Below are 13356 nucleotides of genomic sequence, written 5' to 3' on the forward strand. Positions count from 1 at the left end.
GCGGGCAGGATGGCGGAAGCGGAGTTCACGGCCACGGGCGTGGGGATCGCCAGGCGACTGCGCTCACTCACCCGGGCCGGGCGCGTCCGGATCAGCGGCGGCAGGCTCGAACTGCTCACCAGCCTCGGCAGCGAGATCGACAGCGCGCCGGTGGGCGCGGTGCGCACGTCCAGGCCCTGGCTCGGCCCGGACGGGCGGGTGCGCGCCGACCTGAACGGAACCCGGTACCTGCTGGCCCTCGGCGACCACGACCCCTTGCCCGGGGAGCCGGGGCCGCCGGCGGCGCACCGGTTCATCGAGGCCGTCCGCGAGGCGACGGGGCGCGGCGGCTGAGGCGTCGCGAAGGTGGCGCGAAGTTGCGGTGCCGAACCCCTTGCGTCACGCTGGTCTCACGTCACTCTGGGTTTACCGGCGATAACGCTGCGAACCAGCCCGCCGGCCACGACAGCAGGCGGCAGTGTCACGCAGGCGCCCGCTGCATCCGAAACGTCGTGTTCTTCCGGACCTCAACGTCGGGGAGTCGCAGCCGTGATCAGTCACCCAAGCAGGCACTGCACGGTGGAGCTCCAAGCCCTGCCGTCGCGGATCGGCCAGGTCCGCAGAATCGTATCGGCGCACTTGCGCTACTGGCATCTGGACCCTCTGATAGACCGGGCCGCGCTCGGTGTGACGGAGTTGTTGACCAACGTCCACCAGCACGCCCGTCCCGACAAGTTGTGCACCGTCGAGCTCGAATTGCTGCTCGACCGGCTCACCGTCTCCGTGCGCGACCACGATCCGCGTCTTCCCGTGGTGGAGGAGATGGGCGACATCGCGCCACTGGCCACGGAAGGCCGGGGACTGGCGATGGTGGCCGCGATGAGCGAGAGCTGGGGCGCGCGCCCGGACGGCGAACAGGGAGGCAAGGTGGTCTGGTTCACCCTGCCCACCTGCGCCGACCAGGTCGCCGTCACGATGCCGGCGCGGGTACCGCGGCTGGCGGCCGGGGAGCAGCAGCCCGTTCGCCGGTTCACGGAGGCCGGGCCCGCGCTCGACGGCGCCGGGGCCGCACCCGTCCCCGCCCGGTCCGCCGTCCCCGGCTGACCGGGGCGGGCCGGCCACCCGCCGCCACCGCCGGGCACCGGCCGGTGACGGCGGACCCGCGCGCCGGGCCGGACGGCACCCGCCGCCGTCATCTTTGCCGGCCTCCGCCCGGCCGACCTCCGCCCCGGCCTGCCTCCGCCCCGACCGGGCGCCGCGACCGGTCGGCGGGGTTCGGCCACCGTGCGAGAACCAGCCGGGACCCGGTCCGGCGCCGGTTCGGCAACGGTCGACCGGTCGCGGCCGCTCGACAACGGACCGACCGGTCGCGGCGGTCCGACCATGAAGCGACCGGTCCCTGTGCTTCGACCACGGACCGACCGGTCCCGGCGGTCCGACCACGGACGGGCCGGGCCCCCTGGACGGCGGGTCGGCCGGTCCGCCGTCGCGCCGTCGGCCCGCCCGCGCCGCCCGGCACGGGCAGCCGCCCGGGCGAGCCATGACGGTCGCCCTCACGAGTCGCCGTCACGGATCGCCTCTCACGACGGTCGATCAGCCGTGCCGGCGAGCCCGTGGCGTCCGCTGCCGCGCCGGTCAGGGGGCGCCGCGCTTCTCGGTACGGCCGAACTGCTCCTCCAGGACCGACGCCCGCCGCCAGTACTCGTCCTCGTCGATCTCGCCGGTAGCGAAGCGCCGGCCGAGGACGGCGAGCGGCGAGTCGCCCGCGGGACGGCCGTCCGGGTCCCGCCACGGTCCGGCGGCGAGGCCGGGCCGGAGCCCTCCCCGGCCGCGCCGGGCGGTGCGCCGCACCAGCGTGACCACCGCGGCGATCGCGGCCGCCCAGAGCAGCGGGAAGAGGAGGATCCACGGCCCGGGGCCGCCGGCCTCCCAGTTCGCCAGGGTCTGCATCGCGCTCGTCTCCTTCGGGTTCTTCCGTGTTCTCCGGTGCTGCACCGACGATGCCTCCCGGACGGGGCCCGGGTCGTCGTACGGCCGGCGGCGGCTCCCGTACCTCCCGAGGAGTACGGACACCCCCGCGCGACCGCTTCCCCAAGGGCTCGACTTCTGTAACTACTAGTATGTACAGTGCCGTCATGAGCACCTCGGAGCGACTGATCGAGTCCACCCGCGAGCTGCTGTGGGAGCGCGGCTACGTGGGCACCAGCCCCAAGGCGATCCTGGAGCGCGCGGGCGCCGGCCAGGGCAGCATGTACCACCACTTCAAGGGCAAGTCCGACCTGGCGCTGACGGCCATCCGGCGGACCTGCGAGGAGCTGCTGGCCACCGCGGAGACGCTGCTCGGCGGGCCGGGCACGCCCTTCGAGCGCATCGAGGCGTACTTGCGGCGCGAGCGCGACGTGCTGCGCGGCTGCCCGGTCGGCCGCCTGACGATGGACCCGGACGTCATCGCCGACCCCGGGCTGCGCGCGCCGGTGGACGAGACGCTCGACCGGCTCCGCGAGCGGCTGGCGGCGATCGTCGAGGAGGGCAAGGAGCGGGGCCAGTTCCCGCCCCGCCTCGACGGCGAGGAGATCGCGGCGGCGATCGTCGCCACCGTGCAGGGCGGCTATGTGCTGGCGCGCGCCTCCGGGTCCCCCGCCGCCTTCGACGCCGGCGTGCGAGGGCTGCTCTCCCTGCTCGCCCCGGGCGATGCCCGGCAGGCCCCGCGCGTCCCGCACACCCACACCCCGCACGGCCCCGACGTCGACCCGCGGTGACGAGGGCCCGCGACGACGTCGGGGACTACGTCGACCGGAACGACGGCGGCCGCAACGACGGCGCCGGACCCAGGAGGAATCAGCGCACATGCACATCACCAGGCAGCGTCCGGACACCCAGTCGGGTCCGGCCGCGAACTTCACCGGCGCGGTGTGGCTCGACGAGGTCGCCGCGCCGCCGTCCCCGTCCCGGCTGCGGATGTTCAACGTCCACTTCGCGCCCGGCGCCCGCACCGCCTGGCACCGCCACCCCCACGGGCAGGTCCTGTACGTCCTCGACGGCGAGGGGCTGGTCCAGCGCGAGGGCGGCGCGGTGGAGCGGATCCGGGCCGGCGACACGGTCTGGACCGAACCGGGTGAGTGGCACTGGCACGGCGCCGCGCCCCGCACCTTCATGACGCACCTCGCGGTCGTCGAGGCCGCCCAGGACGGTACGACCGTCGAGTGGGGCGCGCACGCCGAAGCCTGCTGCCCGGCCTGACCCCCGAGGAGGGACTTTCTCCATGCACGCGATGCAGTACGAACTGACCCTGCCCGCCGACTACGACATGGGCGTCATCCGCGACCGTGTGGCCCGCATCGGGCATCTGCTCGACGACTGGGACGGCCTCGGCATCAAGGCGTACCTGATGCGCGAGCGCGGAACGCACGGCTCGCCGGTCAACCAGTACGCGCCGTTCTACCTCTGGAACACCGTGGAGGGCATGAACTCCTTCCTGTGGACAGGCGCCTTCCAGGGGCTGGCGGACGGTTTCGGCCGGCCCGTGGCGCGGCAGTGGACGGGGCTCTCGTACGAGGAGGGCCCCGCCGCGGACTCGGTCCCGGCCGTCGCCGTGCGGCATCGGCTGCCCGTCCCGGAGGGGGTGGTGCTGTCCGAGGTCGCGGACGAGGCGGTGCGCGAGACGGGGCGGCTGGCCGAGCGGGACGGCGCGGTGCTCGCGGCGACCGCGGTGGACACGAGCCGCTGGGAGCTGGTGCGCTTCTCGCTCTGGGCCCATGATGCGCCGCAGGCCGACGGCGAGGTCTTCCAGGTCCTCCATGTGTCCGTGCCCGGACGCGAGACGCTGCCCGCCGGACGGCAGTGGTGAGCCTGGTCCGCACGGTCCTCGGCGACGTCCGCCCCGGCGAACTGGGCCTGACCGACGCGCACGACCACCTCTTCTTCCGCAGCCCCCTGCTGCCCGGCCAGGAGCTGGACGACGCCCGGGCCGCGCGGGCCGAACTGGCCGCGTTCCGCGCGGCCGGCGGGTCGGGTGTCGTGCAGTGGACGCCGTACGGGCTCGGCCGCCGGGCCGCCGACCTGCCGCCGCTCTCCCGGGCCACCGGTGTGCACGTGGTGTGCGCGACGGGGCTGCACCAGGCCGCCCACTACGACGACGAGACGCTGAAGGATCTGCGCGGCCGGCTCGCGGAGGTGTTCGTCGCCGAACTCACCGTGGGGATCGGCTCCTCGGGCGTGCGGGCCGGACTCGTCAAGGTCGCCGGCGGTTTCCACGGTCTCGACGCGCACGCGCGCTGGACGATGGCCGCCGCGGCCGAGGCCCATCACGCCACCGGCGCGCCCGTCGCCGTCCACCTGGAGATGGGGACGGCCGCCCTCGACGTGCTGGACCTGCTGTGCGGCGAGCTGGCGATGCCGCCGCACCGGGTGATCCTCGGCCACCTCAACCGCTCCCCGGACCCCGTGGTGCAGCGCCAGGCGGCCGGCACCGGCTGCTACCTGGCCTTCGACGGCCCGTCCCGGTCCCACCACGCCACCGACTGGCGGATGCCCGCCGCCGTGCGGGCCCTGGCCGAGGCCGGGTTCGGCGACCGGCTGCTGCTCGGCGGCGACACGGTGGTCGCCGGCGCCCGGTCGGTCGACGGCGGCCCCGGCATGCCGTACCTGCCGCGCCGCCTGCGCCCGCGGCTGGCGGCCGAGCTGGGCGAGGAGCTGGTGGAGCGCGTCCTCACCGAGAATCCGGGCCGGGCCTTCGCCGTCGACTGGCGCTGAGGGCCGCCCCGGACCCGGTCGGGTCGAGACAGTGCGGGGCCCGCGCGCGCGACCGCGCCTCCCGGAGCGCGAGGGAGGCCGGCGGGACTTCAGGCCGGCGCGGGCGGGGTACTCGGGGCGGGTCCCGGATCCCCGACCCGCTCCCCTCTCCCGCCTCCCGGGCGACACTCCCGGACCTACACCAGAGACACGATCATGCGCGCAACCATCATCCACGCACCCGGTGACATCCGGGTGGAGAACGTTCCCGAGCCGTCGGTCACCGCGCCGACCGACGCGGTCGTCCGCACCGTCGCCACCTGTGTGTGCGGCTCCGACCTGTGGGCGTACCGCGGGATCGAGCCCGTCGACGAGCCCCGTCCCATGGGCCACGAGTACGTCGGCGTCGTCGAGGAGACCGGCGACGACGTCACCTCGGTCCGGCCGGGGCAGCTGGTGATCGGCTCGTTCGCCACCTCGGACAACACCTGTCCGAACTGCCGGGCGGGTTACCAGTCCGCCTGCGTGAACCGGGAGTTCATGAGCACCTGTCAGGCCGAGCGCATCCGCGTCCCGCAGGCCGAGGGCACCCTCGTGGCGGTTCCCGACGGCGCGGCGGACGAGCTGCTCCCGAGCCTGCTGACCCTGTCGGACGTGATGGGCACCGGCTGGTACGCGGCCCTGGCGGCCGAGGTGCGGCCGGGCGCCACCGCCGTCGTCGTCGGCGACGGCGCGGTCGGCCTGTGCGGTGTCATCGCCGCCAGGGAGCTGGGCGCCGAGCGCGTCGTCGCGATGAGCCGGCACGAGACCCGCCAGAAGCTGGCCGAGGAGTTCGGCGCCACCGACATCGTGGCCGAACGCGGCGAGGAGGGCGTCGCCCGCGTGCGGGACCTGACCGACGGCGTCGGCGCCGACTCGGTCCTGGAGTGCGTCGGCACCGCCGAGTCCATGAGCCAGGCGCTGCGGTCGACCCGCCCGGGCGGCAACGTCGGTTTCGTCGGCCTTCCGCACGGTGTGCGGATCGACGGGCAGGAGCTGTTCCTCTCCCACGTCGGCCTGCGCGGCGGTCCCGCGCCCGTCCGCGCCTATCTGCCCGATCTCATCCAGCGGGTCCTGGACGGCCGGATCGACCCGGGCCGGGTCTTCGACCTGACGCTGCCGCTGGAGGAGGTCGCCGAGGGCTACCGGGCCATGGACGAGCGCCGCGCGATCAAGGCACTGTTGCGGCCCTGACCCTCCCCGGGCGCCGGAGGGCGCGGGGCGGGCCCGGTCCAGGGCAGGGCCGCCGGCCGGCTCAGGCCAGGGCCGCCAGCGGATCGTCCAGGACCGGCTGCCAGGCCAGTTCCGCCGCGCCGACCAGACTGTTGTGGTCGAGGGTGCAGGGCAGGATGGGCACTCCGCCGCTCTGCCCCCACAGGCTGCGGTCGGCGACGACCGCCCGCAGCCGGTCCGGGGCGGCCTCCAGCAGGGTGCGGTGCAGTCCGCCGAGGATGATCCGGTCCGGGTTGAGGAGGTTGACCAGGCCGGCCAGGCCGAGTCCGAGGCGGTCGACGAGTATCTCCACGGCCCCGCGAACGGCCGGGTCGTCGTGCCGGCCGCCGATCAGGTCGTCGGCCTGCTTGAGCAGCGACACCTCGGGGCCCGGCTCGCGGCCCGCGGCGGTGAGCAGGGCCAGCGGGTCGGTCTCCACGTCCAGGCAGCCGCGGCCGCCGCAGTGGCAGGGGCGTCCCTCGGGGCGGACGGTGAGGTGCCCGACCTCCAGCGCCAGGCCCGAACTGCCCGTGTGCAGCCGCCCGTCCAGCACCAGCGCTCCGCCCACGCCGCGGTGCCCGGTGGCCACGCACAACAGGTCGCGGGCGCCGCGCCCGGCGCCGTGCCGGTGCTCGGCGAGCGCCGCCAGGTTCACGTCGTTGGCCGCGAACGCCGGTCCGGTGATGCCCGCCGCGCGCACGCACTCGGCGAAGATCCGCCGCACCGGCGCTCCCACGGGCCAGGCGAGGTGGAGCGGGTTCAGGGCCAGGCCGTCCGGTTCGGCGACCGCGGACGGCACGGCGAGCCCGGCGCCGACGCAGCGCCGGCCGGTCGCGCGCAGCAGCTCGGCGCCCGCCTCGACGACGGAGCCGAGCACCTTCGCCGGGTCGGCCTCCACGGTCTCGCAGCCGGGCGCGGTGGCCACGATCCGGCCGCCGAGGCCGACCAGGGCCGCGCGGAACCCGTCGGCGTGCACCTGCGCGGCGAGGGCCACGGGCCCGTCCTCGGCGAGCGAGAGCCGGTGCGAGGGCCGTCCCTGCGAACCGGCGGCCGCGCCCGGCCGGGCGTCCACCCGGATCAGGCCGAGCGCCTCCAGTTCGGCGGCGACCGCGCCGGCGGTCGCCCGGGTCACCCCCAGCTCCGCGGTGAGCACGGCCCGGGTCGGCGCGCGCCCGGTGTGCACCAGCTCCAGCGCGGGCCCGAGCGCACCGCGTCCCCGGTCCAGCCGCGTCCTCGAGGTGGTCCCCTCCCCCGCCGTCCGGGGGTCAGCCTTGCCGCTCATGAGGGCGAGTCTCCCATGATCGCGGGCCCGGCCGCCCGGCATCCTGCCCGGCTCAGACCCGCTGTCCGCTTCGGCCGGGGTAGGGGGCGGGGTCCCGCAGGCCGCTCACCCGGAGGGTGACGTTCAGCCGTCCGGCGAGCCCCAACTCGCCGGGGCCCGTGCCCGGGTGGACGCGCGGCACGCCGTGGTACGCGAGCCGGGAGGGGCCGCCGAACACGAAGAGGTCGCCGCTGCGCAGCTCCACGTCCGTCCACGGCCGGGTACGGGCGCGGGTGTTGCCGAAGCGGAACACGCAGGTGTCGCCGAGGCTCAGCGACACCACCGGCGCGCCGGACTTCTCGTCGCCGTCGCGGTGCATGCCCATGCGGGCGTCGGCGTCGTAGAAGTTGATCAGGGCGATGTCGTAGTCCGCGTCCCCGGCCGCCCGAGGCCCGAGCGCGTCCGCCACCGCGCGCCGTCCCAGCTCGCCCAGCCAGGCGGGGAAGGGCTTGACCGGCGCGCCGTCCCCGTCGGCGACGGTGCGGGCGTAGGCGTACGGGTACCAGTGCCAGCCCAGGCAGACCTGCCGGGCGGTCATGGTGCCGCCGCCGGGAGTGCGCACCGTGCGCAGGCCGGCCGGCGGCCGGGCCCATCGCCGGCAGGCGTCCAGCAGCTCGCGCTGGAGCGCCGGGTCCAGCCAGTCCGGGACGTGCACCGCGCCGGGCGCGATCTCGCTCCGGCCGCGGGGGAACAGCTCGGCGTCCATGGATCCATCCTGCCGCAGCGGCCCCGACCACCGTGAGCTGCGGCTCCGCTAGCCTGGACGGACGATGAACGACCGTATGACGACTCCCTGGGGCGAGCTCGAGCTGTCCCGGTTCCCCGTGGACCCGCGTGACCGGCTGCGCGCCTGGGACGCCTCCGACGAATACCTCCTGCGGCACCTCGCCGAACAGGCGACCGACCTGTCCGGGACGGTCGTGGTCGTCGGGGACCGCTGGGGCGCGCTGGCCACGGCGCTGGCGGCGCACCGGCCGACGCAGATCACCGACTCCTTCCTCGGGCAGGAGGCGACGCGCCTCAACCTCGCCCGCGCCGGCGCCGAGCCCGGCACCGTGCGCCTGCTCACCACGCAGGACCCGCCGCCCGAGCGCGTCGACGTGCTGCTGGTGCGGGTGCCCAAGAGCCTCGCGCTGCTGGAGGACCAGCTGCTGCGGCTGGCGCCCGCCGTGCACGCGGGCACCGTCGTCGTGGGCACGGGCATGGTGAAGGAGATCCACACCTCCACCCTGGCGCTGTTCGAGCGGATCCTCGGTCCGACGCGGACCTCGCTCGCCGAGCGCAAGGCCCGGCTGATCCTGTGCGCCCCGGATCCGTCGCTGAGGCGGCCCGAGAACCCGTGGCCGTACCGCTACACCCTGCCCGGCGGCGTCGGCCCGGTCTCCGGCCGGACCGTCGTCAACCACGCGGGGGTGTTCTGCGCCGACCGGCTGGACATCGGAACCCGTTTCCTCCTCCGGCACCTGCCGGACGCCGGGGACGCGCGGCGCGTGGTGGACCTGGGCTGCGGCAACGGTGTGGTGGGCACGGCGATGGGGCTGGCGCACCCGGAGGCCGAGGTGCTGTTCACCGACGAGTCGTTCCAGGCGGTGGCGTCGGCGGAGGCGACGTACAAGGCGAACGAGGTGCCCGGGCACGCCGAGTTCCGGGTCGGCGACGGGCTGTCCGGGGTGCCGGCCGGCAGCGTGGACCTGGTGCTCAACAACCCGCCGTTCCACTCCCACCAGGCGACGACGGACGCGACGGCGTGGCGCATGTTCAGCGGCGCGCGGCGCGCGCTGCGCCCCGGCGGCGCCCTGTGGGTGATCGGCAACCGGCACCTGGGCTACCACGTGAAGCTGCGCCGGCTGTTCGGCAACAGCCAACTGGTGGCGAGTGACCCGAAGTTCGTGCTGCTGCGGGCCGTCAAGCGGTAGGGAGGGCGTCCGCCGGACCGCGCGGGGGCGGCGGACGGACGCCGGGCGAGGAGCGGCGGGCGGACGCGTTTCGGGGCGCCGTCGGTCGGCCCACGCCGTACGGGGCGTGCCCAGGCCGGCCGAGGCCTGGCGGGGGTGTGCCGTCAGCCGACGGGCACGGTGCGGGGTGTGCCGATCACCCCGAGGAGCCGCGTCACCTCCTTCACCATCGCCTCGCGGCCCACGCCGAGGTACTTGCGGGAGTCGACCGCCTCGGGGTTGCCCGCGAGGAAGTCGCGGATGGCCCGGGTCATGGCGATGTTCAGGGCGGTGCCGACGTTGACCTTCGCGATGCCGCCGGTGACGGCCGCGGTCAGCTCGCCGTCGGCGAGTCCGGAGGAGCCGTGCAGGACGAGGGGGACCTCCAGCGCGCCGGCGAGGCGTTTGAGGAGGTCGTGGTCGAGGGCGGCGGTGCGCTCGGTCATGGCGTGCGCGTTGCCGACGGCCACGGCCAGGGCGTCCACTCCGGAGCCGGTGACGAACGCGTGCGCCTCCCCGGGGTCGGTGCGGGCGCCGGGGGCGTGGGCGTCCAGCGGCGGCCGGCCGTCCTTGCCGCCGACCTCGCCGAGCTCCGCCTCGATCCACAGGCCCTGCGCATGCGCCCATTCGGCGGCGGCCCTGGTGGCGGCGAGGTTCTCCGCGTACGGCAGCCGGGAGGCGTCGTACATCACGGAGCTGAAGCCCGCCTCGGGCGCCTGGCGCAGCAGGTCGTCGCTCTGCACGTGGTCGAGGTGCAGGGCGACGGGCACGGTGGCGCACCGGGCGGCGGCCACGGCCGCCCGGGCCAGCGGCAGCAGCCGTCCGTAGCGGTATCTGACCGCGTTCTCGCTGATCTGGAGGATGACGGGCGTGCCGGCCGTCTCGGCGCCGGCGACGACGGCCTCGACGTGTTCCAGCGTGATGATGTTGAAGGCGACGACGGCGGAGCGCGCGGCGGCGGCGCTGCCGACCAGCTCTCCGGTGGCTGCGAGCGGCACGGCCTGTCCTTTCCGTGGCGAAGTGGGTGACGGGGCGTCAGGGCGTGAGGATCACCGAGCGGGTGAGGTGGCGCGGCTGGTCGGGGTCGAGGCCGCGGGCCGCCGCGACGGCGACGGCGAGCCGCTGGGCGCGGACGAGTTCGGCGAGCGGGTCGAGGCCGCCGTCGACCCACGACGCGCCCGTCGCGCGGACCTGTTCGGCCAGTCCGTCGGGCGCCGGGCCGAGCATCCAGGTCGCCGTGCCGCTGGTGGAGACGCTGATGGGGCCGTGCCGGTACTCCATCGCCGGGTAGGCCTCGGTCCACGACAGCGAGGCCTCGCGCATCTTCAGCCCGGCCTCGTTGGCGAGTCCGACGGTCCAGCCGCGGCCCAGGAAGGTGAACTGCCCGCAGTCGACGAGCCCTTCGGGCAGCGGCCGGGACAGCGCGGTGCGGGCGTCGTCGACGACGGCGTCGGTGTGCAGGCCGAGGTGGGCGCGCAGCAGGGTGAGCGCGGTCGTGGCGAACCGGGTCTGCACGACGGAGCGTTCGTCGGCGTAGTCCAGTACGACCACGTCGTCGGCGGCCCCCATCACCGGGGTGCCGGGGTCGGCGGTGACCGCCGTGGTGCGGGTGCGGCCCTTCAACCGGCCGAGCAGGTCGAGCACTTCGGTGGTGGTGCCGGAACGGGTGAGGGCGAGGACGCGGTCGTAGGCGCGGCCGTCGGGGAACTCGGATGCGGCGAAGGCGTCGGTCTCGCCCTGCCCCGCGCCCTCGCGCAGCGCGGCGGCGGCCTGCGCCATGAAGTACGAGGTGCCGCAGCCGACGATCGCCACGCGCTCCCCCGGAGCGGGCAGCCCCCGGCCGTGCCCGGCGGCTTCGTCGGCGACGCGGGTCCAGCACTCGGGCTGACTGGTCAGCTCGTCCTCGACATGGCTCATGGCACACCCTCCCGACCTTCTGATTGTTCTTGCAAGATAGCGCCGAGTTTCGAGCACAATCAAGCATTTCACTCGTCAGTGGGTGCGTTAGGGTCACGGAGGACCGAGGAACGGAGGCCGTCGATGTCGCGCGACGCCCGCTGGAAGGCGCTGCTGGAACTGCTCGTCGAGCGCGGCCGGCTGGAGGTCGAGGAGGCCGCGGCCCGGCTCGAGGTGTCGGCCGCGACGATCCGGCGGGACTTCGACCAGCTCGCCGAGCAGCAGATGCTCGTGCGCACCCGGGGCGGCGCGGTCGTGCACGGCGTCTCCTACGAACTGCCCCTGCGCTACAAGACCGCCCGGCGTGCGAGCGAGAAGCAGCGGATCGCCGAAGCGGTCGCCGAACTCGTCTCACCCGGCGAGGCCGTGGGCCTGACGGGCGGCACCACCACCACGGAGGTGGCCCGCGCCCTGGCGGTGCGCGCCGACCTCGCCGACGGCTCGCCCGCCCTCACCGTGGTCACCAACGCGCTCAACATCGCCAACGAGCTGGCGGTGCGGCCGCAGTTCAAGATCGTGCTGACCGGCGGCGTGGCGCGGCCGCAGTCGTACGAGCTCATCGGGCCGCTGGCGGACGGCGTGCTGAGCCAGATCACGCTCGACGTGGCCGTGCTCGGCGTGGTCGCCTTCGACGTCACGCACGGCGCGGCGGCGCACGACGAGGCGGAGGCGGCCATCAACCGGCTGCTGTGCGAGCGCGCCGAGCGGGTGGTCGTCGCCGCGGACTCCAGCAAGCTCGGCCGGCGCGCCTTCGCCCGCATCTGTCCGGTGGAGTCGGTGGACACCCTGGTCACGGACTCGGCGGCGGGGCAGGACACGGTGCGCAGGTTCGAGGAGGCCGGGATCCGCGTCGTCACGGTCTGAGGGCCGGCGGACCGGGTCGTCACGGTCCGAGGGCCGGACGGACCGCGTCGTCACGGTCCGAGGGCCGGGCGGACCGGGTCGTCAGACCAAGGGCAGGGGGATCATGTCGGCTCAGGTGCGCAGGAAACCCACCCCGCGGCCGTCGTTGCAGCCGGCGGGCACCGGGCGGTCGTCGGCGGCGGGACCGCCGAGGTGGGCCTTGAGCGCGACGCTCATCAGGGACAGCAGCAGGTCGACGTCGGCGGAGGCGTCGAGGCGGATCGTCACCCAGGACGAGCCCGGCACGACGCGGACGGCGGCGAAGCGCCTGAGGTCGCCCGCCAGCCGGCGTATGGCCCGGTCGGTCAGGTTCAGGTCGACGTCGCGGTCGGAGTGGAAGTGGGCGATCTCCCCGTACGGCGAGCTGAGCGCCTGCCCGGCGCCACAGCTCGGAGCCGCTTCCATCAGGTCGGGCCAGGTGGCCAGTTGGGCGAAGGCACGCGCGGCGAGCGTCATGGCTCCATCATGACGCGCTCACCGCACGGCAACCGATACGTGAGCGAGCCTTAACCGATCCGTGTCCCGGCCCGCGTCCGGTCCACGTCACGACCCGGCCCTCCCCCGGCCCTCACCGGGGCCCTCGGCCGCCTTCGGGGGCACACTGGCAGTAGGAGCCCGTCGGTGCACGAGGGGGTGTCGAAGGTGACACGTCGTGCGGGAGTGAGGCTGTGGCGATGGCGGCGCAATCCGCTCCGGCGCACCAGCGACGTCGTCGAGGCGTGGATCGTGCTCGCCGCCTGGGTGCTCGCCGTGGTGGGAGCGCTGGCGACGGCGCTGCTGACGGCGGGCGCCATGCAGCAGAGCGCGCAGCGCGTCCGCCAGCAGAGCCACGCCGTGTCGGCCGTGCTGACCCGGGAGCCGGAGCGGACGACGGCCCGGACCACCGGCGCGCAGCTGGTGTGGGGCACCGTGCGCTGGACGGATCCGGGCGGCGCGGCGCACACCGACCGGACCAGGGTCCCGGCCACCGCGACGCCCGGCGCCCGTGTCACGGTGTGGACGAACGGGCGCGGCGCCCTGACGGCCCCGCCCCCGTCGCCCGCCGACACCGCCTTCCAGTCCGTGCTGGGCGCGCTGTGGGCCGGTACGGCCACGGCGGGCCTCGTCGCCGGGGGCGCCAGGCTGGCACGCACCCGGCTGGACCGCCGCCGCTTCGACCAGTGGGCCGAGGAATGGGCCCGGATGGACACGCCGTGGGGGCGCACGAGGGGCTGACACCGCCCCCCGCACCGCCGTGGGGCGACGCCGGGCCTGCCGGGCGGTGGACCCGCCCCTTGCCGG

The 13356-nt window shown here is 75.3% G+C and carries 16 protein-coding genes; 10 read left to right on the forward strand and 6 right to left on the reverse strand.

Annotation, left to right across the window (positions count from 1 at the left end):
- Window positions 1-9 precede the first annotated feature (9 nt).
- Window positions 10-333 carry a hypothetical protein gene (locus ACH5A8_RS15205; RefSeq protein WP_399001927.1) on the forward strand — a complete coding sequence of 108 codons (324 nt, stop codon included), beginning with the start codon at window positions 10-12 and terminating at the stop codon, window positions 331-333.
- A 195-nt stretch (window positions 334-528) separates the two neighbouring features.
- Window positions 529-1083: an ATP-binding protein gene (locus ACH5A8_RS15210; RefSeq protein ID WP_399001929.1), complete on the forward strand. Its 555-nt coding sequence runs from the start codon at window positions 529-531 to the stop codon at window positions 1081-1083.
- A gap of 531 nt (window positions 1084-1614) precedes the next feature.
- Here the strand turns inward: ACH5A8_RS15210 and ACH5A8_RS15215 are convergent.
- On the reverse strand, window positions 1615-1929 hold the full coding sequence (locus ACH5A8_RS15215; RefSeq protein ID WP_399001931.1) for an SHOCT domain-containing protein: 315 nt from the start codon (window positions 1927-1929) through the stop codon (window positions 1615-1617).
- Window positions 1930-2099: 170 nt separating this feature from the next.
- Between ACH5A8_RS15215 and ACH5A8_RS15220 the strand changes: the two genes are divergently transcribed.
- The 5 genes from ACH5A8_RS15220 (at window position 2100) to ACH5A8_RS15240 (ending at window position 5943) form a co-directional block, all read left to right on the forward strand.
- A complete protein-coding gene (locus tag ACH5A8_RS15220; protein WP_399001933.1) occupies window positions 2100-2738 on the forward strand; it encodes a TetR/AcrR family transcriptional regulator in 639 nt (212 codons plus the stop codon).
- Window positions 2739-2826: 88 nt separating this feature from the next.
- Entirely contained in the window at window positions 2827-3219 is a 393-nt protein-coding gene (locus ACH5A8_RS15225; protein WP_399001935.1) for a cupin domain-containing protein, read from the forward strand.
- A 22-nt stretch (window positions 3220-3241) separates the two neighbouring features.
- The gene (locus ACH5A8_RS15230) at window positions 3242-3826 is read left to right on the forward strand and encodes a DUF4865 family protein (protein WP_399001937.1); all 585 of its coding nucleotides are present in this window, start codon (window positions 3242-3244) and stop codon (window positions 3824-3826) included.
- Complete coding sequence (locus ACH5A8_RS15235) at window positions 3823-4731, forward strand: phosphotriesterase (RefSeq protein WP_399001939.1); 909 nt, start codon at window positions 3823-3825, stop codon at window positions 4729-4731. The genes ACH5A8_RS15230 and ACH5A8_RS15235 overlap by 4 nt, the downstream gene beginning before the upstream one ends.
- A 195-nt stretch (window positions 4732-4926) precedes the next feature.
- Window positions 4927-5943, forward strand: coding sequence for a zinc-dependent alcohol dehydrogenase family protein (locus ACH5A8_RS15240; protein WP_399001941.1), 1017 nt, complete (start codon window positions 4927-4929; stop codon window positions 5941-5943).
- A 61-nt stretch (window positions 5944-6004) separates the two neighbouring features.
- Here ACH5A8_RS15240 and ACH5A8_RS15245 read toward each other — a convergent pair whose 3' ends face one another.
- Both ACH5A8_RS15245 and ACH5A8_RS15250 read right to left on the reverse strand, forming a co-directional pair.
- Window positions 6005-7243 carry an ROK family protein gene (locus ACH5A8_RS15245; protein WP_399001943.1) on the reverse strand — a complete coding sequence of 413 codons (1239 nt, stop codon included), beginning with the start codon at window positions 7241-7243 and terminating at the stop codon, window positions 6005-6007.
- A gap of 52 nt (window positions 7244-7295) precedes the next feature.
- Complete coding sequence (locus tag ACH5A8_RS15250) at window positions 7296-7988, reverse strand: alpha-ketoglutarate-dependent dioxygenase AlkB family protein (protein WP_399001945.1); 693 nt, start codon at window positions 7986-7988, stop codon at window positions 7296-7298.
- A 76-nt stretch (window positions 7989-8064) separates the two neighbouring features.
- On the opposite strand from ACH5A8_RS15250, the gene ACH5A8_RS15255 reads away from it, so the two are divergent.
- A complete protein-coding gene (locus tag ACH5A8_RS15255; protein ID WP_399002401.1) occupies window positions 8065-9198 on the forward strand; it encodes a methyltransferase in 1134 nt (377 codons plus the stop codon).
- A gap of 143 nt (window positions 9199-9341) precedes the next feature.
- Here ACH5A8_RS15255 and ACH5A8_RS15260 read toward each other — a convergent pair whose 3' ends face one another.
- Both ACH5A8_RS15260 and ACH5A8_RS15265 read right to left on the reverse strand, forming a co-directional pair.
- Window positions 9342-10214, reverse strand: coding sequence for a ketose-bisphosphate aldolase (locus ACH5A8_RS15260; protein ID WP_399001947.1), 873 nt, complete (start codon window positions 10212-10214; stop codon window positions 9342-9344).
- 37 nt (window positions 10215-10251) lie between these two features.
- Window positions 10252-11133, reverse strand: coding sequence for an SIS domain-containing protein (locus ACH5A8_RS15265; RefSeq protein WP_399001949.1), 882 nt, complete (start codon window positions 11131-11133; stop codon window positions 10252-10254).
- A gap of 123 nt (window positions 11134-11256) precedes the next feature.
- On the opposite strand from ACH5A8_RS15265, the gene ACH5A8_RS15270 reads away from it, so the two are divergent.
- A complete protein-coding gene (locus tag ACH5A8_RS15270) occupies window positions 11257-12036 on the forward strand; it encodes a DeoR/GlpR family DNA-binding transcription regulator (RefSeq protein WP_399001951.1) in 780 nt (259 codons plus the stop codon).
- A gap of 111 nt (window positions 12037-12147) precedes the next feature.
- On the opposite strand, the gene ACH5A8_RS15275 is transcribed toward ACH5A8_RS15270, so the two are convergent.
- Window positions 12148-12531 (reverse strand): luciferase family protein, encoded by a 384-nt coding sequence (locus ACH5A8_RS15275; RefSeq protein WP_399001953.1) that lies wholly within the window; start codon window positions 12529-12531, stop codon window positions 12148-12150.
- 186 nt (window positions 12532-12717) lie between these two features.
- Between ACH5A8_RS15275 and ACH5A8_RS15280 the strand changes: the two genes are divergently transcribed.
- Entirely contained in the window at window positions 12718-13290 is a 573-nt protein-coding gene (locus tag ACH5A8_RS15280) for a hypothetical protein (protein WP_399001955.1), read from the forward strand.
- Window positions 13291-13356: the final 66 nt, after the last annotated feature.

Source organism: Streptomyces sp. NPDC018610 (genome assembly GCF_044391765.1).
Taxonomy (GTDB): Bacteria; Actinomycetota; Actinomycetes; order Streptomycetales; family Streptomycetaceae; genus Streptomyces.

Bases quoted from the DNA above. Each gene is read 5' to 3' on its own strand.
- ACH5A8_RS15230 (WP_399001937.1), top strand. From the start codon at position 3,242: ATGCACGCGATGCAGTACGAACTGACCCTGCCCGCCGACTACGACATG.
- ACH5A8_RS15245 (WP_399001943.1), bottom strand. From the start codon at position 7,243: ATGAGCGGCAAGGCTGACCCCCGGACGGCGGGGGAGGGGACCACCTCG.
- ACH5A8_RS15205 (WP_399001927.1), top strand. From the start codon at position 10: ATGGCGGAAGCGGAGTTCACGGCCACGGGCGTGGGGATCGCCAGGCGA.
- ACH5A8_RS15255 (WP_399002401.1), top strand. From the start codon at position 8,065: ATGACGACTCCCTGGGGCGAGCTCGAGCTGTCCCGGTTCCCCGTGGAC.
- ACH5A8_RS15225 (WP_399001935.1), top strand. From the start codon at position 2,827: ATGCACATCACCAGGCAGCGTCCGGACACCCAGTCGGGTCCGGCCGCG.
- ACH5A8_RS15275 (WP_399001953.1), bottom strand. From the start codon at position 12,531: ATGACGCTCGCCGCGCGTGCCTTCGCCCAACTGGCCACCTGGCCCGAC.
- ACH5A8_RS15250 (WP_399001945.1), bottom strand. From the start codon at position 7,988: ATGGACGCCGAGCTGTTCCCCCGCGGCCGGAGCGAGATCGCGCCCGGC.
- ACH5A8_RS15270 (WP_399001951.1), top strand. From the start codon at position 11,257: ATGTCGCGCGACGCCCGCTGGAAGGCGCTGCTGGAACTGCTCGTCGAG.
- ACH5A8_RS15220 (WP_399001933.1), top strand. From the start codon at position 2,100: ATGTACAGTGCCGTCATGAGCACCTCGGAGCGACTGATCGAGTCCACC.
- ACH5A8_RS15265 (WP_399001949.1), bottom strand. From the start codon at position 11,133: ATGAGCCATGTCGAGGACGAGCTGACCAGTCAGCCCGAGTGCTGGACC.
- ACH5A8_RS15215 (WP_399001931.1), bottom strand. From the start codon at position 1,929: ATGCAGACCCTGGCGAACTGGGAGGCCGGCGGCCCCGGGCCGTGGATC.
- ACH5A8_RS15240 (WP_399001941.1), top strand. From the start codon at position 4,927: ATGCGCGCAACCATCATCCACGCACCCGGTGACATCCGGGTGGAGAAC.